14 protein-coding genes, 1 tRNA gene and 1 rRNA gene are annotated in these 26,159 nt (G+C 71.1%); 4 read left to right on the forward strand and 12 right to left on the reverse strand.

Features of this window, described 5'->3' with window-relative positions; all coding sequences use genetic code 11:
- Positions 1-258 precede the first annotated feature (258 nt).
- Genes ACFWPQ_RS18600 through ACFWPQ_RS18610 form a run of 3 tightly spaced genes read left to right on the forward strand, consistent with a single transcriptional unit; the run spans position 259 to position 6,959 of the window.
- On the forward strand, positions 259-5,271 hold the full coding sequence (locus ACFWPQ_RS18600; protein ID WP_384035361.1) for an ATP-dependent helicase: 5,013 nt from the start codon (positions 259-261) through the stop codon (positions 5,269-5,271).
- A 48-nt stretch (positions 5,272-5,319) separates the two neighbouring features.
- Positions 5,320-6,162, forward strand: a complete 843-nt coding sequence (locus ACFWPQ_RS18605) for an Fpg/Nei family DNA glycosylase (RefSeq protein ID WP_384035364.1) — start codon at positions 5,320-5,322, stop codon at positions 6,160-6,162.
- Positions 6,163-6,194: 32 nt separating this feature from the next.
- Positions 6,195-6,959 (forward strand): SDR family NAD(P)-dependent oxidoreductase, encoded by a 765-nt coding sequence (locus tag ACFWPQ_RS18610; RefSeq protein ID WP_384035367.1) that lies wholly within the window; start codon positions 6,195-6,197, stop codon positions 6,957-6,959.
- Between the two features lie 327 nt (positions 6,960-7,286).
- On the opposite strand, the gene ACFWPQ_RS18615 is transcribed toward ACFWPQ_RS18610, so the two are convergent.
- The 9 genes from ACFWPQ_RS18615 to ACFWPQ_RS18655 form a co-directional block, all read right to left on the reverse strand.
- The gene (locus ACFWPQ_RS18615; protein ID WP_361298930.1) at positions 7,287-7,757 is read right to left on the reverse strand and encodes a DNA starvation/stationary phase protection protein; all 471 of its coding nucleotides are present in this window, start codon (positions 7,755-7,757) and stop codon (positions 7,287-7,289) included.
- Positions 7,758-7,998: 241 nt separating this feature from the next.
- Positions 7,999-8,373 carry a helix-turn-helix domain-containing protein gene (locus ACFWPQ_RS18620; protein ID WP_089104432.1) on the reverse strand — a complete coding sequence of 125 codons (375 nt, stop codon included), beginning with the start codon at positions 8,371-8,373 and terminating at the stop codon, positions 7,999-8,001.
- 109 nt (positions 8,374-8,482) lie between these two features.
- On the reverse strand, positions 8,483-9,028 hold the full coding sequence (locus tag ACFWPQ_RS18625) for a CinA family protein (RefSeq protein WP_384035371.1): 546 nt from the start codon (positions 9,026-9,028) through the stop codon (positions 8,483-8,485).
- Complete coding sequence (gene pgsA, locus ACFWPQ_RS18630) at positions 9,025-9,810, reverse strand: CDP-diacylglycerol--glycerol-3-phosphate 3-phosphatidyltransferase (protein WP_384035374.1); 786 nt, start codon at positions 9,808-9,810, stop codon at positions 9,025-9,027. Before pgsA ends, ACFWPQ_RS18625 begins: the two co-directional genes overlap by 4 nt.
- A complete protein-coding gene (gene rimO / locus ACFWPQ_RS18635; protein WP_384035377.1) occupies positions 9,807-11,279 on the reverse strand; it encodes a 30S ribosomal protein S12 methylthiotransferase RimO in 1,473 nt (490 codons plus the stop codon). The genes pgsA and rimO overlap by 4 nt, the downstream gene beginning before the upstream one ends.
- 92 nt (positions 11,280-11,371) lie before the next feature.
- Positions 11,372-12,214, reverse strand: coding sequence for a RodZ domain-containing protein (locus tag ACFWPQ_RS18640; protein ID WP_361298942.1), 843 nt, complete (start codon positions 12,212-12,214; stop codon positions 11,372-11,374).
- Positions 12,215-12,491: 277 nt separating this feature from the next.
- Positions 12,492-15,242 (reverse strand): DNA translocase FtsK, encoded by a 2,751-nt coding sequence (locus ACFWPQ_RS18645; RefSeq protein WP_384035380.1) that lies wholly within the window; start codon positions 15,240-15,242, stop codon positions 12,492-12,494.
- 124 nt (positions 15,243-15,366) lie between these two features.
- Complete coding sequence (locus ACFWPQ_RS18650; protein ID WP_384035383.1) at positions 15,367-16,047, reverse strand: two-component system response regulator; 681 nt, start codon at positions 16,045-16,047, stop codon at positions 15,367-15,369.
- Positions 16,048-16,321: 274 nt separating this feature from the next.
- Entirely contained in the window at positions 16,322-21,778 is a 5,457-nt protein-coding gene (locus ACFWPQ_RS18655; RefSeq protein WP_384035385.1) for a HAMP domain-containing protein, read from the reverse strand.
- Between the two features lie 398 nt (positions 21,779-22,176).
- On the opposite strand from ACFWPQ_RS18655, the gene ACFWPQ_RS18660 reads away from it, so the two are divergent.
- Positions 22,177-24,930, forward strand: coding sequence for a SpoIIE family protein phosphatase (locus ACFWPQ_RS18660; protein WP_384035389.1), 2,754 nt, complete (start codon positions 22,177-22,179; stop codon positions 24,928-24,930).
- 62 nt (positions 24,931-24,992) lie between these two features.
- On the opposite strand, the gene ACFWPQ_RS18665 is transcribed toward ACFWPQ_RS18660, so the two are convergent.
- The 3 genes from ACFWPQ_RS18665 to rrf form a co-directional block, all read right to left on the reverse strand.
- Positions 24,993-25,065, reverse strand: a tRNA-Thr gene (locus tag ACFWPQ_RS18665).
- 76 nt (positions 25,066-25,141) lie between these two features.
- Positions 25,142-25,804, reverse strand: coding sequence for a DegT/DnrJ/EryC1/StrS family aminotransferase (locus ACFWPQ_RS18670; RefSeq protein WP_384035413.1), 663 nt, complete (start codon positions 25,802-25,804; stop codon positions 25,142-25,144).
- Between the two features lie 113 nt (positions 25,805-25,917).
- Positions 25,918-26,034, reverse strand: a 5S ribosomal RNA gene (gene rrf, locus ACFWPQ_RS18675).
- Between the last annotated feature and the right edge of the window lie 125 nt (positions 26,035-26,159).

Genomic DNA, 26,159 nt, shown 5'->3' on the forward strand with positions numbered 1-26,159 from the left:
GCGCGACAAGCCCCCACCGACCCGCACTCGAAACGACGCCCGCCCGACTCTCCTGAGCCGCTGCCCTCGCCCGACTCTCCTGAGCCGCCGCCCCGCCCGCCGCCCGCGCGCGGCCGCCGACGGCGAATCCGCCCCACCGGGGCCACCCGCACCCGGCGACGAAGCCGTCACGAGTGGTGGGGGTGGGAACACAAGGGCCGAAGGCGAAGCCGAGGTCTCTCGACCCCGGCTGTCAGTGGCCAGGTGCAGGATGGACCCATGCCGAAATCCGCGCACCGGGCCCTCGACGGCTTCTCCCCCGCGACCCGCGGCTGGTTCACGGGGGCGTTCTCCGCGCCCACCGCGGCCCAGGCGGGCGCGTGGCAGGCCATCGGCGCGGGCTCGGACGTGCTGGTGGTCGCCCCGACCGGCTCCGGCAAGACGCTGGCCGCCTTCCTCGCCGCCCTGGACCAGCTGGCCTCCACCCCGCCCCCGGCCGACCCGAAGAAGCGCTGCCGGGTGCTGTACGTGTCCCCGCTCAAGGCCCTCGCGGTCGACGTCGAGCGGAACCTCCGCAGCCCCCTGACCGGCATCCGCCAGGAGTCCGTCCGTCTCGGCCTGCCCGAGCCGGAGGTCAGGGTCGGCATCCGCTCCGGCGACACCCCGGCCGCCGAGCGCCGCGCCCTGTCCACCCGCCCTCCGGACATCCTGATCACCACCCCGGAGTCCCTGTTCCTGATGCTGACGTCGGCCACGCGCGACGCGCTGACCGGCATCGAGACGGTGATCCTGGACGAGGTGCACGCGGTCGCCGGCACCAAGCGCGGCGCGCACCTCGCGCTCTCCCTGGAGCGGCTGGACGAGCTGCTGCCGAAGCCGGCCCGCCGGATCGGCCTGTCGGCGACCGTCCGCCCGGTCGACGAGGTGGCCCGCTATCTCTCGCCGCGCCGCAAGGTGGAGATCGTCCAGCCGAAGTCGGGCAAGGAGTTCGACCTGTCCGTCGTCGTCCCGGTGGAGGACATGGGAGAGCTGGGCGGCTCCCCGGCCACCGACGGCGGTGAGGGCGCGGAGAAGCCGTCGATCTGGCCGCATGTGGAGGAGCGGATCGCCGACCTGGTGCAGGCCCACCGTTCGACGATCGTGTTCGCGAACTCCCGCCGCCTGGCGGAGCGGCTGTGCAACCGGCTGAACGAGATCGCCTACGAGCGGGCGACCGGCGAGCCCCTGGACGAGCACCACTCCCCGGCCGAGCTGATGGGCGGCTCGGGCGCGGCCCAGGGTGCCCCGCCGGTCCTCGCCCGCGCGCACCACGGCTCGGTCTCCAAGGAGCAGCGCGCCCTGGTCGAGGAGGACCTGAAGGCCGGCCGGCTGCCCGCCGTGGTGGCCACCTCCAGTCTCGAGCTGGGCATCGACATGGGCGCGGTGGACCTGGTCGTCCAGGTCGAGTCCCCGCCGTCGGTGGCCTCCGGCCTGCAGCGTGTCGGCCGCGCGGGACACCAGGTCGGCGCGGTCTCCACCGGCGTGGTCTTCCCCAAGTACCGGGGCGACCTGGTGCAGGCGGCCGTGGTCACCGAGCGGATGCGCACCGGCTCCATCGAGTCCCTGAAGGTCCCGGCCAACCCCCTCGACGTGCTGGCCCAGCAGCTGGTCGCGATGACCTCCCTGGACACCTGGCAGGTCGACGACCTGCTCGCCACCGTCCGCCGCGCGGCCCCCTTCGCCTCGCTCCCGGAGTCGGCGTTCACCGCGGTCCTCGACATGCTCGCGGGCCGCTACCCGTCGGACGCGTTCGCGGAACTGCGCCCGCGCGTGGTCTGGGACCGGGTCGCGGGAACCGTCACCGGCCGCCCGGGCGCCCAGCGGCTCGCCGTCACCTCCGGCGGCACGATCCCCGACCGGGGCCTCTTCGGCGTCTTCCTGGCCGGCGCGGACCCCAAGAAGGGCGGCGGCAGGGTCGGCGAGCTGGACGAGGAGATGGTGTACGAGTCCCGGGTGGGAGACGTCTTCACCCTGGGCACCAGCTCCTGGCGCATCGAGGACATCACCCGCGACCGCGTCCTGGTCTCCCCCGCCCCCGGCGTCCCGGGCCGTCTGCCGTTCTGGAAGGGCGACCAGCTGGGCCGCCCGCTCGAACTGGGCCGCGCGGTCGGCGCGTTCCTGCGCGAGGTCGGCTCGCTCCCCAAGGACGACGCCCGGCTGCGCCTCCTCGCGGCCGGCCTGGACGCCTGGGCGGCGGACAACGTGCTGTCGTACCTGGACGAACAGCGCGAGGCCTGCGGCCATGTCCCCGACGACCGGACGATCGTGGTGGAGCGCTTCCGCGACGAGCTGGGCGACTGGCGGGTCGTCGTCCACTCCCCCTTCGGCGCCCAGGTCCACGCCCCCTGGGCCCTCGCCCTCGGCGCCCGCCTCTCCGAGCGGTACGGCATGGACGCACAGGTCATGCACGCCGACGACGGCATCGTGCTGCGGCTGCCCGACGCCGACCTGATGGGCCTGGACCTGCTCGACCAGGCCCCGCTGAAGGCCGGTACGGAATACGACGCCGAGCAGGCGCCGGTCGGCGCGGCGGACGTCGCCTTCGACAAGGGCGAGGTCGACCAGATCGTCACCGACCAGGTCGGCGGCTCGGCCCTGTTCGCCGCCCGCTTCCGCGAGTGCGCCGCCCGCGCGCTGCTGCTCCCCCGCCGCAACCCCGGCAAGCGCACCCCGCTGTGGCAGCAGCGCCAGCGCGCCGCCCAGCTGCTCCAGGTGGCGAGCGAGTTCGGGTCGTTCCCGATCGTCCTGGAGGCCGTCCGCGAGTGCCTCCAGGACGTCTTCGACGTCCCGGGCCTGGTCGAGCTGATGGGCGACCTGGAGTCCCGCAAGGTCCGCCTGGTCGAGGTCACGACCCCCGAGCCCTCCCCGTTCGCCCGCTCCCTCCTCTTCGGCTACGTCGCGCAGTTCCTGTACGAGGGTGACTCCCCGCTCGCCGAGCGCCGCGCGGCCGCGCTGTCCCTGGACTCCCGGCTGCTGGCCGAGCTGCTGGGCCAGGCGGAGCTGCGGGAGCTGCTCGACGCGGAGGTGCTGACCGAGCTGGAGCGGGAGCTGCAGTGGCTGGCCGAGGACCGCCGGATCAAGGACCCCGAGGGCGTGGCGGACGTCCTGCGGCTGCTCGGGCCGCTCACGGACGCCGAGTTGGCGGAGCGGGGCGCCAAGCCGCAGTGGGCCGCGGAGCTGGCGGGCGCCCGGCGGGCCATCAAGGTGCGGATCGCCGGTGCCGAGTACTGGGCGGCGATCGAGGACGCGGGCCGGTTGCGCGACGCCCTCGGCACCGCCCTGCCCGTCGGCGTCCCCGAGGCCTTCACCGAGCCCGTGAAGGACCCGCTCGGCGACCTCCTCGCGCGGTACGCGCGCACCCACGGCCCGTTCACGTCGACCACCGCGGCCGTCCGCTTCGGGCTCGGGGTGGCGGTCACGGAGGGCGCGTTGCAGCGGCTGGCGGCGAGCGGGCGGGTCGTCCAGGGCGAGTTCCATCCGGCGGGCATCGGCCAGGAGTGGTGCGACGCGGCGGTGCTGCGCAGGCTGCGGCGCCGTTCGCTGGCCGCGCTCCGGCACGAGCTGGAGCCGGTGGCACCGGCCGCGCTCGCCCAGTTCCTGCCGCAGTGGCAGCACATCGGCAAGGGGCACGGGCTGCGCGGCGTCGACGGACTGGTGCGCGCCGTGGAGCAGTTGCAGGGCGCGTCGGTGCCTGCGTCGGCCCTGGAGAAGCTGGTCCTGCCGTCCCGGGTGGCGAACTACTCGCCCGCGATGCTCGACGAACTCACCGCGGCGGGCGAGATCGTGTGGGCCGGCGCGGGCGCCCTGCCGGGCAAGGACGGCTGGGTCTCCCTGTACATGGCGGACGCGGCCCCCGTGCTCCTCGCGCCGCCGCACCCGCTGGAGCTCACCGCCCTGCACCAGTCCGTCCTGGACGCCCTCTCCGGGGGCTACGGCCTGTTCTTCCGCCAGATCGCCGACCAGGTCCGCGCCACCACGCACCCCGACGCCACCGATCCCCAACTGGCCGACGCCGTCTGGGACCTGGCCTGGTCCGGTCGGCTCACCAACGACACGCTGGCCCCGATGCGCTCCCTGCTGGGCTCGGGCCGTACCGCGGGCTCCACCGCCCACCGTGCCAAGCGGGCCGTTCCGCGCGGCCGCTACGGTTCCCTGACGGCCGCCGCCCGCCCGGCCTCCCGTACCGGCCCGCCGACCGTCGCCGGCCGCTGGTCCCTGCTGCCGCAGCGCGAGCCGGACACCACCGTGCGCGCCCACGCCCTGGCCCGCACCCTCCTCGACCGGCACGGCGTGGTGACGCGGGGCGCGGTCGCGGCGGAGGGCGTCGAGGGCGGCTTCTCGGCGGTGTACCGGATCCTGTCGGCGTTCGAGGAGAGCGGCCAGGCGCGCCGGGGTTACGTCGTGGAGGGCCTGGGCGCGGCCCAGTTCGCGATGGACGGCGCGGTCGACCGGCTGCGCGCGGTGTCCAACGCCCGCGAGCGGGGCGAGAGCCTGCCGGGTACCGGCTTCGGCGGCGCCGGAGCCCCCGGCGCCACCGCGTTCACCGACCCGAACGGCGGCCACGGCACTCCCGCCACCGACCCACTCGCCTCCCTGGACCCGCTCGGCCCTTTCGACGCGGCCGAATTCCCCGACCTGGACGGCGACTTCACCTGGCCGCCCGAGCCATCCACCGCCCCCGGCGACTACGTCTCCCCCAAGGACCGCGCCCCCGCCGACCCGTTCACCGCCCCCGGCTACGGCGGCCCCCGGGGCGGCAGCCCCGCGAACCCGTACGGCCCGAATCCCTACGCTCCGAACTCCTACGGCCCGAACCCCTACGCCTACGGCAACCACCGCACCCGCACTCCCGCCACCCCCGACCCCAGAGCCGTGCTCCTCGCCGCCGCCGACCCGGCGAACGCCTACGGCGCCGCCCTCCCCTGGCCCGAACCCCCTACCGGCGCCGGGCACAAACCGGGCCGCAAGGCGGGCTCGCTGGTGGTCCTGGTCGACGGCGAGCTGACGCTCTACATGGAGCGCGGCGGCAAGACCCTGCTGGCCTGGCCCTCCGCCCCGGACACGGCCGCCACCGACGACACCCGGCTCCGTACGGCGGCCGAGGCCCTCGCGGCGGCCGCCCGCGCGGGCACCCTCGGCACGGTGACGGTGGAGCGCGTCAACGGCGCCTCGGCCCTGACCTCCCCGCTGGGCACCGTCCTGGAGGGAGCGGGCTTCATCGCGACCCCGCGCGGCCTGCGGCTACGGGCGTGAGCCCCTGTGCGAACCCCGCCTCTCGTCCCCCCGTGCCACCCTTGACCCATGCCCGAAGGTGACACGGTCTGGCAGGCCGCGAGGCGCCTGCACGACGCGCTCGCCGGCCGGGTACTGACCCGCAGCGACTTCCGGGTGCCCAAGTACGCCACGGTCGACCTCACCGGCCGTACGGTCCTCGGCACCACCCCGCGCGGCAAGCACCTGCTCACCCGCTTCGAGGGCGGCCTCACCCTGCACACGCACCTGCGGATGGAGGGCGCCTGGAAGGTCTACGGCAGTGCCGAGCGCTGGAAGGGCGGTCCCGCGCACCAGATCCGGGCGATCCTCGGCACCGCAGACCGCACGGCCGTCGGGTACCGCCTGCAGGTCCTGGAGTTCCTGCGCACCGGCGAGGAGGAACGCGCCGTGGGCCACCTCGGCCCCGACCTCCTGGGCCCCGACTGGAACCCCGGCCGCGCCCTCGCCAACCTCCTCGCGGACCCGGCCCGCCCGCTCGGCGAGGCCCTGCTCGACCAGCGCAACCTCGCCGGGATCGGCAACATCTACAAGAGCGAGCTCTGCTTCCTGATCGGCGCGACGCCCTGGCTCCCGGTCGGCGCGCTGCCCGCCGACCGCGCCGCGATGCTCCCCGGCCTCGCCCAGCGCCTGCTGGCGGCCAACCGCGACCGCCCGGTGCGCCGGACCACCGGCCTGCGCGACCACGACCTCTTCGTCTACGGCCGCGCGCCCCGCCCCTGCCTGCGCTGCGGGACTCCGATCCGCCTCGCCGACCAGGGCGACGGCTCCCGGGAGCGCCCCACCTACTGGTGCCCCGCCTGCCAGACCGGCCCGGCCCCCGCCCCGGGTTCCCGGCGCGTGCCCGGAGTCCGCCCCCGCCCGAGTAATTGACGACCCGTCAGAAATGCTCGTACCGTCCCTTCATGCCCCTCAAGGCGTACGACCTCACCGGACGCACCGCATTCGTCACCGGCGCCGCCGGCGGTATCGGCCGGGCCTCCGCGGTCCTGCTCGCCGAGGCGGGCGCGACCGTGCACTGTGCCGACCGGGACGCGGACGGCCTGCACGAGACGGCGACGCTGATCAAGGACCGGGGCGGCAACGCCCGCATCCACACCCTCGACGTCACCGACCGGGCCCGGCTCGGGGAGGCCGTGCGGTCCTGCGAGCGGCTGGACGTCATGGCGGCGATCGCCGGGATCATGCACCGCAGTCCGGTCCTGGAGACCAGGGACGAGGACCTCGACCGGGTGCTGGGCGTCAACTTCAAGGGCGTGCTGTACGCCTGCCAGGAGGCGGCGCGGCTGATGCTGGCGAGGGGGGCCGGGGGCAGCATCATCACGATGGCCTCCGGCGCGATCGACACCGGCGGCCCCGGCCTGCTCTGCTACGGCGCGGCGAAGGCGGCCGTGGTCCAGCTGACCAAGACGCTCGCCAACGAGGTCGGCCGGCAGGGCATCCGCGTCAACGCGGTCGCCCCGGGCTGGACCCGCACCCCCATGACCGACCGCGACGACCGTGCCGAGCAGCAGCGGACGGAGGACCGGATGGCCCGGATGTCACCGCTGGGCCGGGTCGGCGAGGCCGAGGACGTCGCGCACGCCGTGCTCTATCTGGCGTCCGACGCCTCCTCGTTCACGACGGGCCAGATCCTGCGCCCGAACGGAGGGGTGGCGATGCCCTGGTAGCGCCCTGCGTACGCCAGGCCGTCCGCCAGCGCGCCGGCCCCAGGGCCCCGGCCGCCCGGGACCTCGGCACACAGTTCACCGGCAGCAGGCTCAGCCCCCACCCGCCGGCGGCCACGGTCCCTTCCAGCGCCCCGGCGCCGTCGGTGAGCGCGATCCGCAGTACCGCCCACCACCACACCGCCGCGAACCCCAGGGCAACCCCCCAGCGCACTATCCGCCCCACCATGGCCGCCACCTCCAGCCGGACGCTAGAACGCCACCCGGCCCGCCGGGGAGGCGCACCGAGGGCTCACCGATGCAACGGCCGTGGACGGGCATCGGCCTCTGCTACGCGTTCTCCGCCTGGAACATCCAGTGATGCTTCTCCAGATCCGCCGTGATCCCGATGAAGAGGTCCTGGGACACCGGATCGGCCTCCGCGGTCTCCGTGACCCGCTCCCGCATCCGGGTGATCACCGCGCCCAACCCGTCCACCAGGGCCGACACCGCGTCCGAGTCCTTGACCCAGCCGCCGGGGACCGGCCCGATGCCGCTGCCGGCGGCCACGGTGGCGGCGCGCCCGTCCGGCGAGACGCCCAGCGCCGACGCCCGCTCCGCGACCGTGTCGGAGTGCGCCCGGGCCGTGTCCACGACCTCGTCGAGCTGGAGGTGGACGGTACGGAAGCGGGGCCCGACCACGTTCCAGTGGACCTGTTTGGCGGCCAGCGCCAGATCCACCAGGTCGACGAGGGCGCCCTGCAGCGCCTCCGCCACGGTCTTCAGGTCCGCGTCGGACAGCGGGCTCTTCACGACGTACATGCGTTCCCTCTCCGGTCGTTCGCCCCCTGCCACGTCCCTCCACCATGACCGGACCACCGGACACCGGCAAATGGACGCATACGGTCCGCAGACAATCCGCGGATAAATCGGCAGAAAGTCCGCAGACGCACGAAAGCCCCGGCCGCACCTCCCCAGGTCTCCCTGGGAAGGCCCCGGCCAGGGCCTCGCGCACTTCTTCGACGCCAGGTCGGCGCCGCGTCGGTCTACACCCGCGCAGGCGTCACGCGGCGACCACGTCCACCGCCTCGGCGGGCGCCTTGATGGTCACCCGTTCCGGTGGCACACCGGTCACCGAGACGGTACCCAGCATCGGGCGAACCGGCGTGGGCACGGGCTCGGTGGCCCGGGCGGACTGGGCCAGCTCGGCGAGGGCGAGCTCGTCGCTCACTTCTCGCATGAGCTCGGACATCCGTACGTCCAGCGCGTCGCAGATGGCGGCGAGCAGTTCGGAGGAAGCCTCCTTCTGCCCCCGCTCCACCTCGGAGAGATAGCCGAGTGAGACTCGGGCGGACGAGGAGACTTCGCGCAGAGTACGGCCCTGGCGCTGGCGCTGCCGACGCAGCACGTCACCCAGCAGGCGACGGAGCAGAATCATCGGTGGCTCCCTCCTCGGACCGCGTAGCCGCATCCTTCACGCCCCACCGTACCGCCTTGCGCCGCGGCCGTGCGGGGAGCGATGTCGTGTTCACTCAGGGCTGCAAACATCAAAACCCCCCGTTCTGTTCCGTATCCTGTGTCCGCTCATTCCCGGTCTGTTCGCTCGCAAGCTCCCTCAGAAGGAGTGCGAGTACGCTCCGTACACTCTCTCTACGAATTTCCGCGCGGTCGCCGTTCAACCGCAGGGCCTCCACTTTTCCGCCAGCGGCAGAACCGGAACCAGGGCCGAACGGCCCGTCCACGGCCACGAAAACCGTCCCGACCGGCCGGCCGTCCTGTGGTTCCGGGCCGGCGACTCCGGTGGTCGCGAGGCCCCAGTCGGCGCCCAGCGCCTTGCGTACTCCGGCGGCCATCTGGGCCGCGACCTGCGGATCCACCGCTCCGTGCTGGGCCAGCAGGGTGGCGTCGACGTCCAGCAGGTCGTGCTTCAGCTCGGTGGCGTAGGCGGTGACGGAGCCCCGGAACGCCTTGGACGCCCCCGGGACCGTCGTGATCTCCGCCGCAACCAGGCCGCCGGTCAGCGACTCGGCGACAGCGAGGGTCTGCCCTCTCACCGTCAGTAGTCGCACCAGTTCGGCGGCCGTGGAACTCACGCTTCCGTCTCCTCCAACGCTGCTGCGCGCTCGGCGATTCCCTGCCGCCGCAGCACAATGGCTTGTCTCACATAGTCGAGGCCGGTGACGACGGTCAGCACGACGGCCGCGGCCATCACCCAGAACCTCAGGGTGGCCAGCCACCCCGTCAGTGCCAGCACGTACATCCCCACGGCCACGCCCTGGGTGAGCGTCTTGAGCTTGCCGCCGCGGCTGGCCGGGATCACGCCGTAGCGGATGACCACGAAACGCATCAGCGTGATGCCGAGTTCCCGGGCGAGGATCACGATCGTCACCCACCAGGGCAGATCGCCCAGCCCGGAGAGACAGATCAGCGCCGCTCCCATGATCGCCTTGTCGGCGATGGGGTCGGCGATCTTCCCGAAGTCGGTGACCAGGTTGTAGGTGCGTGCCAGATGCCCGTCGAACAGGTCGGTGATCATGGCGATGGCGAAGGCCGCCCAGGCGAGCGAGCGCCACGCCGGGTCGTATCCGCCGCCGGCCAGCATCAGGGCGACGAAGCCGGGCACCAGGACCAGCCGGAGCATGGTCAGCAGATTGGCGACGTTCCACAGGCTCGCCTGGTTGACGGCGGCAGCGGCGATCTTCCCGCCGCGCACCGGCCGCTCGCCGTCATGGGAACCGTTGCCGTGAGCACCGTTGCCGTGAGCACCGGAATCACGGGAACCGGAACCCGGGGCGGCACCGGAGGTGGCGGCGGAGCCCGGGACGCCGTGCGCGCCGGGGGAGCCGCCCGCGGCGGACGCCGGGACTCCGGTCATCTGCCGGCCTCCTCACTCCATGCGGGCGAGCCCTGCAGCGGCTCGGCCACCAGGTCGACACCTTCCGTACCGACCACCTTCGCCTCGACCATACGACCCACGGACAGACCCGCGCCGCTCGTGAGCAGTACCTGTCCGTCCGTCTCGGGCGCCTGGTGGGCCGCGCGGCCGTAGACGCCGTCCTCGTCGTCCACGGACTCCACGAGGACGTGCACGGTCTCGCCGACGCGTTCCTCGGCCCGCTGCGAGACGAGCTCCTCGGCGAGCCGGGAGATGTGCGCGAGGCGGTCGGCGACGACCTCCTCGGCGAGCTTGTTCTCGTACGTCGCCGCCTCGGTGCCCTCCTCGTCGGAGTACCCGAAGACGCCGATGGCGTCCAGCCGCGCGCCGTTCAGGAAGCGCTCCAGCTCGGCCAGGTCGGACTCGGACTCGCCGGGGAAGCCGACGATGAAGTTGGAGCGGACGCCGGCCTGCGGAGCCTTGCCGCGGATGGTGTCGAGCAGCTCCAGGAAGCGGTCGGTGTCGCCGAAGCGGCGCATCGCCCGCAGCACGCCGGGCGCGGAGTGCTGGAAGGACAGGTCGAAGTACGGGACGACCTTCGGGGTGGAGGTCAGCACGTCGACCAGGCCGGGGCGCATCTCGGCGGGCTGAAGGTAGCTGACGCGCACCCGCTCGATGCCGTCCACCTCGGCCAGCTCCGGCAGCAGGGACTCCAGGAGGCGGATGTCGCCCAGGTCCTTGCCGTAGGAGGTGTTGTTCTCGGAGACCAGCATGATCTCCGTCACGCCCTGTTCGGCCAGCCATCGGGTCTCGTTCAGCACGTCGCTGGGCCGGCGTGAGATGAAGGAGCCGCGGAAGGACGGGATGGCGCAGAAGGAGCAGCGCCGGTCGCAGCCGGAGGCGAGCTTGACCGAGGCCACCGGGGACCCGTCCAGGCGGCGACGCAGGGGCGCACGCGGGCCGGAGGCGGGCGCGACGCCCTCCGGGAGGTCGGTCGGTCCGTGTCCCGGGAGAGCCACCTCGGCGGCCGAGTCCTGCCGCTCGGCGGGGCTGATGGGCAGCAGCTTGCGCCGGTCGCGCGGGGTGTGCGAGGCGTGGATGCCGCCGTTGAGGATGGTCTGCAGCCGGTCGGAGATGTCGGCGTAGTCGTCGAAGCCGAGCACGCCGTCCGCCTCGGGCAGCGCCTCGGCGAGTTCCTTGCCGTACCGCTCGGCCATGCAGCCCACCGCCACGACGGCCTGGGTTCTGCCGTGCCCCTTGAGATCGTTGGCCTCGAGGAGGGCGTCGACGGAGTCCTTCTTGGCGGCCTCGACGAAGCCGCAGGTGTTGACCACGGCGACGTCGGCGGCCGAGGCGTCCTCGACGAGCTGCCAGCCGTCCGCCTCCAAACGGCCTGCGAGCTCCTCCGAGTCCACCTCGTTACGGGCGCAGCCGAGAGTGACAAGTGCGACGGTACGGCGTTCAGGCATGGGCTCAAGACTACTTTGTCTCACTGACAGCCCACGTCGAAGGGGCTGGCCGATCATGGCCAACCCCTTGTGTACGTGCGTGATCCGAACGGTTATCCGACTTCCGGGTCGCCCTTGGTGTACGTCAGACGCTCCACCGCGCCGGGCTGGAACTGGTCCTCGATCTTCTTGCCGTTGACGTAGAGCTGGATGGCTCCGGCGTCGCCCAGGATCAGGTTGATCTTGGAGCTGTCCTGGAAGGTCTTGGAGTCGCCCTTCTTCAGGAGCCCGTCGAAGAGCATCCGGCCGTTGTGGTCCTTGGCCGAGATCCAGCTGCGTCCGTTGACCGCGCTGACCTGGACGGTGACCTTGTCCTGGGGCGCGGCGGCGATCGCACTGTCGGAGGGCTCGGGGGTCTTGTCGGGCTTGCTCTCCTTCGGGGTCGGCGAGACCGGCTTGCTGGTCGACGGGGCGGGGCCCTCGGCGACCGACTGCTTGGCGTCGTCGCCGTCGCCGCCCTTGAAGGCGGTGAAGCCGACGAAACCGATCACGACGACGATCGCGGCGACCATGGCCGCCGTCCAGTTGGGTCCGCGCCGCTCGGGACGGATGCGTTCCGCCTCGAACAACGGTGCGGCGGGCGTCGGCGCGGGCCGCCCACCACCGTGCTCCGCCGCGAACTGCGCGAGCAGCGGCTCGGGGTCGAGGCCGACGGCCTTGGCCAGGGTCCGGATGTGCCCGCGGGCGTAGACGTCGCCGCCGCAGGGGGCGAAGTCGTCGGCCTCGATCGCGTGCACGATCGCGATACGGACCCGGGTGCTCCCGCTGATGTCGTCGACGGTCAGCCCGGCGGCGATGCGGGCCTGTTTGAGGGCTCGGCCTACGGAGGGGCGGTTTTCCTCGGACACGTCTGAGAACGGACGCTCGTCCTCAGGGGAGTTGCTGCCGATGGACACGGGGGCGCCTTTCGAGCGTGTAGCCACCTGTGCTGGAGGTTCAGTCTAGGGGGGGTGCGAAAGGGTGAGGCAACCGGGCGGTACGACTTTGTACGCCATCGGTATGGCCGGACATCCCGATGACGGGTCAGGTGTGCGCCCCAGGATGGAGTACACACCTTTCCTCTCGCTCAACTTGACGTGCGTCAAAGGGAAACGGTTGCCCGACGATCCCTAACGGGTGGATCACGACAATGACTCCGCCCGGTGTACAGGCACCCGTGGCCCTGGGATACACCTACCCCGCGGACTCCCCGCGGATCACAGCAAGCACCCCATCCAGCTCATCGGGTTTCACCAGAACGTCACGCGCCTTGGACCCCTCGCTCGGCCCGACCACGCCGCGCGACTCCATGAGGTCCATGAGCCGGCCGGCCTTGGCGAAGCCGACGCGCAGCTTGCGCTGGAGCATGGACGTGGAGCCGAACTGCGTGGAGACGACCAGTTCGGCCGCCTGGCACAGCAGGTCGAGGTCGTCGCCGATGTCCTCGTCGATCTCCTTCTTCTGCTTGGTGCCCACCACGACGTCGTCCCGGAAGACCGGCGTCATCTGGTCCTTGCAGTGCTGGACGATCACCGCGACCTCCTCCTCGGTGACGAACGCGCCCTGCATGCGGGTCGGCTTGTTCGCCCCCATCGGCAGGAAGAGGCCGTCGCCCTTGCCGATGAGTTTCTCGGCGCCGGGCTGGTCGAGGATGACGCGGCTGTCGGCGAGCGAGGAGGTGGCGAAGGCGAGCCGGGAGGGCACGTTCGCCTTGATGAGACCGGTGACCACGTCGACCGAGGGTCGCTGGGTGGCGAGCACCAGGTGGATGCCGGCCGCGCGCGCGAGCTGCGTGATGCGCACGATCGAGTCCTCGACGTCGCGCGGGGCGACCATCATCAGGTCGGCGAGCTCGTCGACGATCACCAGCAGGTACGGGTACGGATGGAGCTCGCGCTCGCTGCCCTCGGGCGTCTTGAGCTTGCCGTCGCGGATGGCCTTGTTGAAGTCGTCGATGTGCCGGTACCCGAACGCGGCCAGGTCGTCGTAGCGCAGGTCCATCTCGCGGACGACCCACTGGAGCGCCTCGGCGGCCCGCTTCGGGTTGGTGATGATCGGCGTGATCAGGTGCGGGATGCCCTCGTAGGCGGTCAGCTCGACCCGCTTGGGGTCGACGAGGACCATCCGCACGTCCTCCGGGGTCGCCCGCATCATCACCGAGGTGATCAGGCAGTTGATGCAGGACGACTTGCCGGAGCCGGTGGCGCCGGCGACGAGCATGTGCGGCATCTTCGCCAGCGAGTGCATGACGTAGCCGCCCTCGACGTCCTTGCCGAAGGCGACCAGCATCGGGTCGTCGTCCTCGGCGGACTCGGCGAGCCGCAGCACGTCCCCGAGGTTGACCATCTCGCGGTCGGTGTTGGGGATCTCGATGCCGACCGCGGACTTGCCGGGGATCGGGCTGATGATCCGCACGTCCGGGCTGGCGACGGCATACGCGATGTTCTTGGTCAGCGCGGTGATCCGCTCGACCTTCACGGCCGGGCCGAGTTCGACCTCGTAGCGGGTGACCGTCGGGCCGCGGGTGAAGCCGGTGACGGCCGCGTCGACCTTGAACTCCGAGAAGACGTTGGTGAGCGAGGCGACCACCCGGTCGTTGGCCTCGCTGCGCGCCTTGCCGGGGCCGCCGCGGGTGAGCAGGTCGAGGGACGGCAGCGAGTAGGTGATGTCGCCGGAGAGCTGGAGCTGCTCGGCGCGCGGCGGCAGGTCGCGGGGCTCCTCGGGCGCCGGTTTGGTCAGGTCCGCGACGACCGGTTCGACCTTGAGCCGCTCCTGCTTGGGCCGCGCGGCCGGCACCGGACTCGGACTCGGGCTCGGCGCCGGCACAGGGGTCGGCGTGGTGTCCTCGCGGTCGCCGACGCTGACGCCCTGGGTGAGGTCGGCGACGAGCGGGGAGGGCGGCATGCCGTGCAGGACGGCGCCGTCGAGCGCGGCCGCGGCGGCCGCCGCGACGTCCACGGCGTCCATCCGGCGGCCCAGCTCGGGCTGCGGCACGGCGGAGCGCCGCGGGCGGCCCCGGCGCTTGGCGAGGGCCTCCTGCTCGGCGCCGTCGGGGTCGTACTCCTGGGGGGCGCCGGGGCGCCTGCGGGAGCGCGGGGGCAGCGCCTGGCGCCACTGCTCGTCGTAGCGCTCGTCGTCCTCGCCGTACTCCGGGTACTCGTCGGGTTCGGGGTCGTGCAGCAGCCCGAGGCGCACGCCGAGCGCCCGCAGCCGCTGCGGGATGGCGTTCACCGGGGTCGCGGTGACGACGAGCAGTCCGAAGATCGTGAGCAGCACCAGCAGGGGTACGGCGAGGACCTCGGTCATGGTGTACGTCAGCGGGGTCGCCGCCGCCCAGCCGATGAGGCCGCCGGCGTCCCTTATGCCCTGCATGCCGTCGCTGCGGGCGGGCGATCCGCAGGCGATGTGGACCTGGCCGAGCACTCCGATGACCAGCGAGGACAGGCCGATCACGATCCGGCCGTTGGCCTCCGTCTGCTCGGGGTGGCGCATGAACCGCACGGCGATCATCGCGAGCAGTATCGGCACCAGCAGGTCGAGACGGCCGAAGGCGCCGGTGACGAGGATCTCGACCAGGTCGCCGACCGGACCGCGCAGGTCGGCCCAGGTGCCGGCGGCGACGATCAGGGCGGTGCCGAGCAGCAGAAGGGCCACGCCGTCCTTGCGGTGCGCGGGGTCCAGGTTCTTGGCTCCCTGTCCTATGCCGCGGAAGACGGCGCCGACGGCGTGCGCGACGCCGAGCCAGAGGGCGCGCACCAGGCGGTACACGCCCCCGGTGGGGCTGGGCGCCGGCTTGGGTGCCGGCGCGGACTTCTTCGCCGCGCCCCTCTTGGCGGGCGCCTTCTTGGCCGGGGCTTTCTGCGCGGCGGCCTTCTTCACCGGAGCCTTCGAGGGAGCGGCCTTCTTCGCGGGCTGCTTCTTGGCTGCCGAGGGACGTGAGGCCATGGGTGTGAGGTTACCGGGGGAGACGGCAGGGGACACGCGTGCCCGCTGCTTCACCCGTTCGTGTCGCCTTTGCCAAGGCACGAAACTGACGCGCGCTCATGGGCAACTGTGTCCGCCGTCGCGGTCAGTTCTGCGACGGCAACGCTGCCGTGCCACCGCTCGTGCCCGGTTCCAGGGCGTCGAGCGCCCGGCGCAGACCGGTGAGTTTGCGCTCCAGATGAGCCGCCGTGGCCACCGCGGCCGCGTCCGCGGACTCGTCGTCCAGCTGCTTGGAGAGCGCCTCGGCCTGCTCCTCGACGGCCGCGAGCCGGGCGGACAGCTCGGCGAGCAGCCCCGCGGACTCCTTGCCGGCGACCGCGCCCTTGCCGCCGCCCTCCAACTGGAGCCGCAGCAGCGCCGCCTGCTCACGCAGCTGGCAGTTCTTCATGTACAGCTCGACGAAGACCGAGACCTTGGCGCGCAGCACCCACGGGTCGAAGGGCTTGGAGATGTAGTCGACCGCGCCCGCGGCGTAGCCCCGGAAGGTGTGGTGCGGACCGTGGTTGATGGCCGTGAGGAAGATGATCGGGATGTCCCGGGTCCGCTCCCGCCGCTTGATGTGCGCCGCGGTCTCGAAACCGTCCATGCCCGGCATCTGCACGTCCAACAGAATGACCGCGAAGTCGTCCGTGAGCAGTGCCTTGAGCGCTTCCTCCCCGGACGATGCCCGCACCAGTGTCTGATCGAGCGCAGAGAGGATGGCCTCCAGCGCCAGCAGATTCTCCGGCCGGTCATCGACCAGGAGGATCTTGGCCTTCTGCACCATGGCCCGCCCTCCTCGCCCCGGATGTGCACCGGGCGCCGCCCCAGGGGACGACTCCCTTTCGCCGCCCGTCCTTGTGCCGGTCATGGTAGCCGCACCCCGCCTGTCGCCACACCCTGTCACCGCGATGTCACTGTGCACGTAGCAGAAACGCAGCCGGAGACCAGAAGGTTCCCCCAATCCCGCACTTCTACACGGGCTCCGCCACCGTGAGTCAGCAACTCCCCGTGCACACGGAAGGTTCCCGAAACGTTCACATCACACAGGGCCGTTCCGGTCACTCCTCGCGCATCCACTGCTCCATCACCGCCAGAAGGTGATCGGGGTCGACCGGCTTGGTGACGTAGTCGGAGGCGCCCGACTCGATGGCCTTCTCCCGGTCGCCCTTCATCGCCTTCGCGGTGAGCGCGATGATCGGCAGCCCGGCGAACTGCGGCATCCGGCGGATCGCCGAGGTGGTCGCGTAGCCGTCCATCTCGGGCATCATGATGTCCATCAGGACGACCGCGACGTCGTCGTGCTGTTCCAGGACCTCGATGCCCTCCCGGCCGTTCTCGGCGTACAGCACCGACAGGCCGTGCTGCTCCAGGACGCTGGTGAGCGCGAAGACGTTGCGGATGTCGTCGTCGACGATCAGCACCTTCTCGCCGCCGAACCGCATGCCCCGGCGCGGCTGCGGCGACATCGCCTCCTGCTCGGCCAGCACCGGCCAGGCCTCGGCCACCGGAGCCCCGCGGCGCCGGCGCCGGAAGAGCGCTGCGGCGCCGTTCTGGGTCTCCTGGTACGACTTCACCTCGGCCGGCGTCTCGATCTCCGCGCCGGACAGCTCCCGGCCGTGGTTCTGGGAGGCCACCAGGTCGCCGGCCTCCAGCGCGGGCATGGACTGCTGGTAGCCCTGCGGCGGCAGCTCACTGGGGTGCAGCGGCAGGTACAGCGTGAACGTGGAGCCGCGGCCCGGCTCGCTCTGCGCGTGGATCTCACCGCCGAGCAACTGCGCGATCTCCCGCGAGATCGACAGTCCGAGGCCCGTACCGCCGTACTTGCGGCTGGTCGTGCCGTCGGCCTGCTTGAACGCCTCGAAGATCACCCGCATCTTGCTGGCCGCGATGCCGATGCCGGTGTCGGTCACCGAGAACGCGATCAGCGGCGCGTCCGGATCACTGAGCGAACCGGCCTCCAGGAGCTGTTCCCTGATCCCCACCGGCACCGCGCTGCCGGCCGGCCGGATCACCAGCTCCACCGAACCGGAGTCGGTGAACTTCACCGCGTTCGACAGCAGGTTGCGCAGCACCTGAAGGAGCCGCTGTTCGTCGGTGTGCAGGGTGGCGGGCAGCTCCGGCGAGACCCGGACCGACAGGTCGAGGCCCTTCTCCGCGGTCAGCGGCCGGAAGGTGGCCTCCACGTAGTCCACGAGCTGGACGAGCGCGATACGCGTCGGGGAGACGTCCATCTTGCCCGCCTCGACCTTCGACAGGTCGAGGATGTCGTTGATCAGCTGGAGCAGGTCGGAGCCTGCGCCGTGGATGGTCTCGGCGAACTCCACCTGCTTCGGCGAGAGGTTGCCCTCGGCGTTGTCGGCGAGCAGCTTGGCCAGGATCAGCAACGAGTTGAGCGGGGTGCGCAGCTCGTGCGACATGTTGGCGAGGAACTCGCTCTTGTAGCGCATGGAGACGGCGAGTTGCTCGGCTCGCTCCTCCAGGACCTGCCGGGCCTCCTCGATCTCGGTGTTCTTCACCTCGATGTCCCGGTTCTGCTGCGCCAGCAGCTCGGCCTTCTCCTCCAGTTCGGCGTTGGACGCCTGGAGGGCCTTCTGCCGGTTCTCCAGCTCGGCCGACCGCTCCTGGAGCTGCTCGGTCAGCTCCTGCGACTGCTTCAGCAGCACCTCGGTCTTGGTGTTGACGGAGATGGTGTTGACGCTGGTCGCGATCATCTCGGCGATCTGGTTGAGGAAGTCCTTCTGGATCTGCGTGAACGGCGTGAACGACGCCAGCTCGATCACGCCGAGCACCTTGCCCTCGAACAGCACCGGCAGCACGATCACCTGCGCCGGCGGAGCCTCGCCGAGCCCGGAGGAGATCTTCAGATAGCCGGTGGGCGCCTTGTCCACCAGGATCGTGCGCTTCTCCTTGGCCGCCGTGCCGATCAGGGCCTCGCCGGGCCGGAACGACGTCGGCATGGAGCCCATCGAGTAGCCGTACGACCCGAGCATCCGCAGCTCGTAGGCGTCCTCGGCCTCGGCGTTCGCGTCCTTGCCGTCGACCAGGGGCATCCCGAAGAAGAACGCGCCGTGCTGCGCGGAGACCACCGGCGTCAGCTCGCTCATGATCAGCGAGGCCACGTCCGCCAGGTCGCGGCGGCCCTGCATCAGCGCGGAGATACGCGCCAGGTTGCCCTTGAGCCAGTCCTGCTCCTGGTTGGCGACCGTGGTGTCGCGCAGGTTGGCGATCATCTTGTTGATGTAGTCCTGGAGTTCCTGGATCTCGCCGGCCGCGTCCACGTCGATCTTCAGGTTCAGGTCGCCGCGGGTCACCGCGGTCGCCACCCGCGCGATGGCACGCACCTGCCGGGTCAGGTTCCCGGCCATCTCGTTCACGGACTCGGTGAGGTCCCGCCAGGTGCCGTCGACGTCACGCACGCGTGCCTGGCCGCCCAGCTGCCCCTCGGTGCCCACCTCGCGGGCGACCCGGGTGACCTCCTCGGCGAAACTCGACAGCTGGTCGACCATCGTGTTGATCGTCGTCTTGAGTTCGAGGATCTCACCACGGGCGTCAATGTCGATCTTCTTGGTCAGGTCGCCCTTCGCGATGGCCGTGGTGACCATCGCGATGTTGCGCACCTGGCCGGTCAGGTTGGACGCCATCTGGTTCACCGACTCGGTGAGGTCCTTCCACGTCCCCGCCACACCCGGCACGTGCGCCTGGCCGCCCAGGATGCCGTCCGTACCCACCTCACGGGCCACCTTGGTGACCTGGTCGGCGAACGAACTCAGCGTCCTCACCATCTGGTTGATGGTGTCGGCGAGCTGGGCCACCTCACCGCTCGCCTCGATGGTGACCAGCCGCGTCAGGTCGCCGTTGGCGACCGCCGCCGAGACCTGGGAGATGTTCCGCACCTGCGTGGTCAGGTTGTTGGCCATCAGGTTCACGTTGTTGCTGAGGTCCTTCCAGATACCCGTGATACCCGGAACGTGCGCCTGGCCGCCCAGGATGCCCTCGGTGCCCACCTCACGGGCCACCCGGGTCACCTGCTCGGCGAAACTCGACAGCTGGTCGACCATGGTGTTGACCGTCGTGACGAGTTCGAGGATCTCGCCCTTCGCGTCAACAGTGATCTTCTTCGACAGGTCGCCCTTGGCGACCGCGGTCGTGACCTCGGCGATGTTGCGCACCTGGATGGTCAGGTTGTTCGCCATGAAGTTGACGGACTGGGTGAGGTCCTTCCAGGTGCCCGCGACCCCCTGCACCTCGGCCTGGCCGCCGAGGATGCCCTCGGTGCCCACCTCGCGCGCCACACGCGTGACCTCCTGGGCGAACGACGACAGCTGGTCGACCATCGTGTTCAGGGTGTTCTTCAGCTCCTGGATCTCACCGCGCGCGTCCACGGTGATCTTCTGGGAGAGGTCACCGCGCGCCACCGCGGTGGCGACCTGGGCGATGTTGCGCACCTGGGCCGTCAGGTTGCCGGCCATGCCGTTCACGGAGTCCGTCAGGTCCCGCCACACACCGGCCACACCGGGCACCTGCGCCTGACCGCCCAGCCGTCCTTCCGTACCCACCTCACGGGCCACCTTGGTGACCTGGTCGGCGAAGGCGGACAGTTGATCGACCATCGTGTTGATCGTGTTCTTCAGCTCGAGGATCTCGCCGCGCGCGTCGACGTCGATCTTCTGGGACAGGTCGCCCCGCGCCACCGCCGTCGTCACCTGGGCGATCTGCCGCACCTGCGAGGTCAGGTTGCCCGCCATGAAGTTGACGGAGTCCGTCAGCTCCTTCCAGGTGCCCGAGACGCCGTCCACGCGCGCCTGACCGCCCAGCCGGCCCTCGGTGCCCACGTCCCTGGCCATCCGCGTCACCTGGTCGGCGAAACTCGACAGCTGGTCCACCATCGTGTTCACGGTGTTCTTCAGCTTCAGCATCTCGCCGGAGACGTCGACCGTGACCTTCTGCGACAGGTCGCCGTTGGCCACCGCCGTCGTCACCTGGGCGATGTTGCGGACCTGGCCGGTGAGGTTGCGGAATGCAGTGTTGACGGAGTCCGTCAAGTCCTTCCAGGTACCGGCGGCTCCGGGCACCTGCGCCTGACCGCCCAGCTCACCCTCGACACCGATCTCCCGGGCCACGCGGGTGACCTCGGCACCGAACGACGACAGTTGATCAACCATGCCGTTGACGGTGTTCTTCAACTCCAGCATCTCGCCGGCCACGTCGACCGTGACCTTCTGCGACAGATCACCGTTGGCCACGGCCGTCGTCACGGCGGCGATGTCGCGCACCTGGGTGGTCAGGTTCCGGAAGACCGTGTTGACGGAGTCCGTCAGGTCCTTCCAGGTACCCGCCGCGCCCGGCACGTTCGCCTGCCCGCCGAGCCGCCCCTCGCCACCGACCTCGTTGGCCACGCGGGTGACCTCGTCCGCGAAGATCCGCAGCGTCTCGGTCATCTGGTTGATCGTCTCGGCGAGCTGCGCGACCTCACCACGGGCCGGGACGGTCACCTTGCGCGACAGGTCACCGTTGGCGACCGCCGTGGTCACCTCGGAGATCCCGCGGACCTGCGCCGTCAGGTTGCCCGCCATGGTGTTGACGGAGTCGGTGAGTTCCTTCCACGTACCGGCGACACCGGGCACGTTCGCCTGGCCGCCCAGGATGCCGTCGGTGCCCACCTCGCGGGCGACCCGGGTCACCTCGGAGGAGAACGCCGACAGCTGGTCCACCATCGTGTTGACGGTTTCCTTCAGCTCCAGCATCTCGCCGGCGACCTGAACCGTGACCTTCCGCGACAGATCACCCTTGGCGACCGCCGTCGTCACCAGCGCGATGTCCCGCACCTGCGCGGTCAGCCGGTACGCCATCGTGTTCACCGAGTCCGTGAGGTCTCGCCACGAACCAGACATACCTCGCACTCGGGCCTGCCCGCCCAACTTGCCCTCGGTGCCCACCTCGCTGGCCACGCGCGTGACCTCGTCGGTGAACGTCGACAGCTGGTCGACCAGGTTGTTGACGGTCCGCCCGACCTTCAGGAACTCACCGCGCAGCGGATGCCCGGCCCCGTCCGCCGACGGCGACCGCAGCTCCATGCGCGGCGACAGATCGCCCTCGGCCACCGCCGTGAGCACCCGGCCCACTTCGGAGACCGGCCGCACCAGGTCGTCGACGAGCGCGTTGGAGTTGTCGATGGCAGCCGCCCAGGAGCCCTCGCAGGCGCCCGTCTCCAGCCGTTCCGTGAGCTTTCCCTCACGTCCGACGACACGTCGTACCCGCGACAGCTCACCCGTGAGGTGGAGATTTCGGTCGGCCACCTCGTTGAAGACCGCCGCGATCTCCGACATCACGCCGTCCCCGGACACCGTGAGCCGCTTGCGGAAGTTGCCGTCCCGCATCGCCACGAGCGCCACCAGCAACCGGTTCAGGGACGCCGTGTCCACCGCGGTGGTCCCGTCACCGCCCCGCTGCCTGCTCAGGGACGGTCCGCCCTTCGCGCGCGCCTTAGTGCCCCGCGCCGCTGCGCCAGACTCCACTGTGTCCCTCCCGCAGGGGTCGACCGTTACTGCTGTGCTCGGACACCGCCATACTCGGCGTACCGCTTACTTCGGCGTACCAGTTACTGCTGCGTAGTTCTGCCAGACGAGAACCGGCCACACCAGGGGCTGTTGCCCGCCGTACACGGAATGCACTCAGGCTGACCGGACCTTCATCAGAAGCTTGCCCAGTGTTTCACCCTGGCCGAACCAGGCCATAACAGTTCGGCAGCTTCGCACATCGTCCGCACACCCTGGGGGCGTAAACACTGGCGACCGGCATCCGCTCGGACGGCGAAGGTAAGTAACCTTGCATGCGGCTGTCCAGCCGCACCGGTCCGTCCGGCCTGGGCGGTGGCACGAGAACGAGCGGGCATTCGGAGGGGCGGCCGCAGACCATGACCACCGGAGTGATCCCCGGGGGACACAACCCGGAGCCACGGCCCACGGGCGAGCGCATGCCGCACCAACGGCACCAGCCCGGCCAGGCAGGCCCGCATGTCGAGACCCGGACGGGGAGTTCTGTGATCACCGCGCGCGCGGCCGCCAGCTTCGAGCCCGTCGGGCGATCGGTCGCGACCGCCCGGTCCTTCGTCCGCGACACGCTCCAGGGCTGGGGCTTCGCGGACGTCGTCGACGACGCCGTGGTCCTCACCAGCGAACTGGTGACCAACGCGGTGGTGCACGCCGGCACCCACGCCGACGTGCTGTGCCTGCGCACGGACGACGGGGTGCGCATCGAGGTCTCCGACCGCTACCCGGAACGCGAGGTCCCGCTCCAGGGCTCCCCCGTCAACATGGGCAGCCCCGACCGCGAGGGCGGCCGCGGACTCCAGCTCTGCGCGGCCCTCGCCACCCGCTGGGGTGTCGAATACACGTCCACGCACAAAAATGTCTGGTTCCAGCTCGATCTCCCCGAACGCCCGGTGGGCACCCGCGCCGCGGGACCGTCCCTCCCGGCCGACCTGCTGCCGCTCGCCGACGGCCGGGTCCGGGTCGCGGTCGTCCAGATCGACCGCAAGGGCTCCATCTCGGCCTGGAACGAGGACGCCGAGGAGATCTTCGGCCACACCTCGGGCGAGGTCACCGGCAAGCCCCTCACCGACCTCGCCGCCTGGCCGCACACCCCCGGCACCGGCACCGGGATCGCCGAGGCCCTCCAGCTCTCCCGCTGGGAGGGCAGCTACGGCATCCGCGGCGCCGACGGCCGCGTGACCCCCGTCTACGCCTCGCACCTGAGAGTCCGCGACACCGGCGGCGAGCCCTCCACGGTCTGCCTGCTCGTCCGCGACCACGAACGGGCCGTCCTGCAGACCCCGTTGCGCGTGCCCGCCTCCGACGCCGGCGGCGCCTCCGACGGCCAGAGCAGCGACCCCTTCGAGGTGTTCATCGGCTCCCCGGCCCCGGACGACCTCGACGGCCTCCTCCAGCGCACGGTCGAGCGCGCCCGGGACATGCTCGACGGCGACTCCGCGTTCCTGCTCCTCGCCACCGACGACGAGACCGAGCTGGAGGTCCGCGCCTCCACCGGGCTCCCGTCCGCCCGTCAGCGCTTCGCGCGCGTGCCCGTGGAAGCCGGCCCCGGCCGCTACGGATCGGCCCGTATGCCGGCCGTACACGACGATCTGGCGGCCGTTCCGGGCGCGGTCCCCCTCCTGGCCGGCACCGGCATGCGATCGGTCGTCACCGTGCCGCTGAAGGTCGAGGGCCGCCTGACCGGCTCCCTGGGCGTCGCCGCCGAGGCACCGGACAGATACTCCAACGAGGAGGCGCTGCGCCTCCAGTTCGCCGCCGACCGCATCGCCCTGGCCGTCGAGTCGGCCCGCCTGGGCGAGCTGGAGCGGCTGCGCCGCGGCTCGCTCAGCTTCCTCGTCGAGGCCTCCGACCTGCTCGCCGGCACCCTGGACCGGGACCAGACCCTCGCCCTGATGGCCCAGATGACGGTCCCGACCCTCGCCACCTGGTGCGCTGTCTACACCATCGCCGACCAGGCCTCCGACCCGTACCTGTCGTACGTCCTGCACGAGGACGAGGAACTCATCGACGGCATCAAGTCGTTGCTCTCCAAGGTGCCCCCGCCGGACCCGGTACCCACGCCCGGCGCCCGCATCTGGACCGCCCCCGGCGAGCACGCCCACCAGGCCGCCCTGCGCAGCTCCATGCGCAGCCTCGGCCTGACCGGCGGCCCCACCCGCCAGGTCTCCTCCGGCATCGGCCCGACACTCGCCACGGCCTCCGCCGTGGGCGGCGAGACCGTGGTCCTCCCCCTGGTCGCCCGCAACCGCGTCATCGGCATGCTCACCCTCGGCAAGCCCACCGACGAGCACTTCCGCCAGGAGATCCTCGAACTGGCCGAGGACCTCTCCCGCCGGGCCGCCCTGGCCCTGGACAACGCCCGCCTGTACTCGGAGCGCACGGCCATCAGCCAGGCCCTCCAGCGCAGCCTCCTGCCCCCGGGCACCCCGCACATCGAGGGCATGGAGGTCGAGGTCATCTACCGCGCGGCCGGCGAGGGCAACGAGGTCGGCGGCGACTTCTACGACGTCTTCCCGATCTCCGACAACGCGTACGGCTTCGCCATCGGCGACGTCTGCGGTACGGGCCCGAACGCGGCCGCCGTGACCGGCCTCGCCCGGCACGCGCTCCGCCTGCTGGCCCGCGAGGGCCTCAGCGGCCCGGCCGTGCTGGAGCGCCTCAACTCGGCCATCCTGGACGAGGGAGCCCGCAGCCGCTTCCTGACCCTCCTGTACGGCGAGATGCGCCCCCAGGAGGACGGCAGCGCGGAGATGAAGGTGGTCTGCGCCGGCCACCCGCTCCCCCTCCGGCTGCGCCAGGACGGCACCGTGGAGGCGGCCGCCGAGCCGCAGCCCCTCCTCGGCGTCATCGAGGACCTGGAGCTGTACGAGCAGACGGTCACCCTCGACCCGGGCGACGTCCTCCTCTGCGTCACGGACGGCGTGACGGAACGCAGGGAGGGCACGCGCATGCTGGGCGACGACGGCCTCGCGGACGTCCTCACGACGTGCACGGGTCTCACGGCTGGCGCGGTCGCCGCACGCATCATGCGCGCGGTGGAACGCTTCGCGTCGGACGCCCCGTCGGACGACATGGCCATCCTGGCGATGCGAGTCCCCGGCCTCCAGAAGGACTGAGGGGGACGGGGAAAGAGGGCATGAAAAAGGCCTCGCCCTTATGGGCGAGGCCTTTCGATCGGAGCCCCCAAACGGAATCGAACCGTTGACCTTCTCCTTACCATGGAGACGCTCTGCCGACTGAGCTATGGGGGCCTGTTGCCTTTTCGAGGTTTCCCCCGCCGCAACGGAATAGATCATACCCCGAACAGGCCCGAGTTCCCAAACTCGTTCAGAAGGCGGGCTGAAGCAGTCCGCCGAGGGCATTGCAGGCGGACACGATCCGCTGCATCTCCCGCTTCGTCAACGAGGCGTCGACGGGGAGCGCCAGTGTCTCGTCCGCGGCCACCTCCGTCTGCGGCAGCGAGACACAACGCCGGAATTCCGGCAGTCGGTGCACCGGGGTCTTCACCGGCACCCGGCAGTCAACTCCCTTGCCCCGCAGGGCCCGAGCGAAAGCATCCCGGTCGGGCCGGCCGTTCCCCGGCACCCGGACCACGTACTGCTGATAGGTGTGCCCGTCACCGCCGTCGGGCGTCCGCACACCGCGCAGCTTCGCATCGAGATAGGCGGCCCGCTGCCGCCGCTGCGCGATCTCATCGTACGGAGCCTCGGACTCGCCCTGCTCCAGCACCAGCAGCCCGTGCCGCTGCCCCAGCGCACGCAACTCCCTGATGCCGGCCCACCGCCCGAACCGGTGGACGACAACCACCGCCGCGGAACGGGCAGTTACGGCCGCCTCCACCGCCGACGTGTCGAGGCAGTAGGTCACCGGATCTATGTCGGCGAACACCGGAAGCGCACCGGCCAGTGTCACGGCCTCGGCGACTTCGACGTTCCCGAAGGCCGGCACGATGACCTCGTCGCCCACTCCGACACCGGCGGCCCTGAGCATTGCAGCAGTACCCATGCTGGGATGCTCGGCGCGGAACGTGAACGACACGTTACGCAGAACAAAAAAGGGTTGGACCCGGAACCGAAGTTCCAGATCCAACCCTTTCAATATTTGTTCGGCGGTGTCCTACTCTCCCACAGGGTCCCCCCTGCAGTACCATCGGCGCTGTAAGGCTTAGCTTCCGGGTTCGGAATGTAACCGGGCGTTTCCCTCACGCTATGACCACCGAAACACTATGAAGTCAGACCGGAAAAAACACAGTCGTTGCCTCAGAACTAACACAGTGGACGCGAGCAACTGAGGACAAGCCCTCGGCCTATTAGTACCGGTCACCTCCACCAGTTACCTGGCTTCC

Source organism: Streptomyces sp. NPDC058464, from assembly GCF_042721035.1.
GTDB lineage: Bacteria > Actinomycetota > Actinomycetes > Streptomycetales > Streptomycetaceae > Streptomyces.

Coding starts and splice junctions, on each gene's coding strand:
- ACFWPQ_RS18670 (WP_384035413.1), bottom strand. CDS start 25,804: ATGCTCAGGGCCGCCGGTGTCGGAGTGGGCGACGAGGTCATCGTGCCG.
- ACFWPQ_RS18610 (WP_384035367.1), top strand. CDS start 6,195: ATGCCCCTCAAGGCGTACGACCTCACCGGACGCACCGCATTCGTCACC.
- rimO (WP_384035377.1), bottom strand. CDS start 11,279: ATGCCTGAACGCCGTACCGTCGCACTTGTCACTCTCGGCTGCGCCCGT.
- ACFWPQ_RS18645 (WP_384035380.1), bottom strand. CDS start 15,242: ATGGCCTCACGTCCCTCGGCAGCCAAGAAGCAGCCCGCGAAGAAGGCC.
- ACFWPQ_RS18650 (WP_384035383.1), bottom strand. CDS start 16,047: ATGGTGCAGAAGGCCAAGATCCTCCTGGTCGATGACCGGCCGGAGAAT.
- ACFWPQ_RS18605 (WP_384035364.1), top strand. CDS start 5,320: ATGCCCGAAGGTGACACGGTCTGGCAGGCCGCGAGGCGCCTGCACGAC.
- pgsA (WP_384035374.1), bottom strand. CDS start 9,810: ATGACCGGAGTCCCGGCGTCCGCCGCGGGCGGCTCCCCCGGCGCGCAC.
- ACFWPQ_RS18660 (WP_384035389.1), top strand. CDS start 22,177: ATGACCACCGGAGTGATCCCCGGGGGACACAACCCGGAGCCACGGCCC.
- ACFWPQ_RS18615 (WP_361298930.1), bottom strand. CDS start 7,757: ATGTACGTCGTGAAGAGCCCGCTGTCCGACGCGGACCTGAAGACCGTG.
- ACFWPQ_RS18620 (WP_089104432.1), bottom strand. CDS start 8,373: ATGATTCTGCTCCGTCGCCTGCTGGGTGACGTGCTGCGTCGGCAGCGC.
- ACFWPQ_RS18600 (WP_384035361.1), top strand. CDS start 259: ATGCCGAAATCCGCGCACCGGGCCCTCGACGGCTTCTCCCCCGCGACC.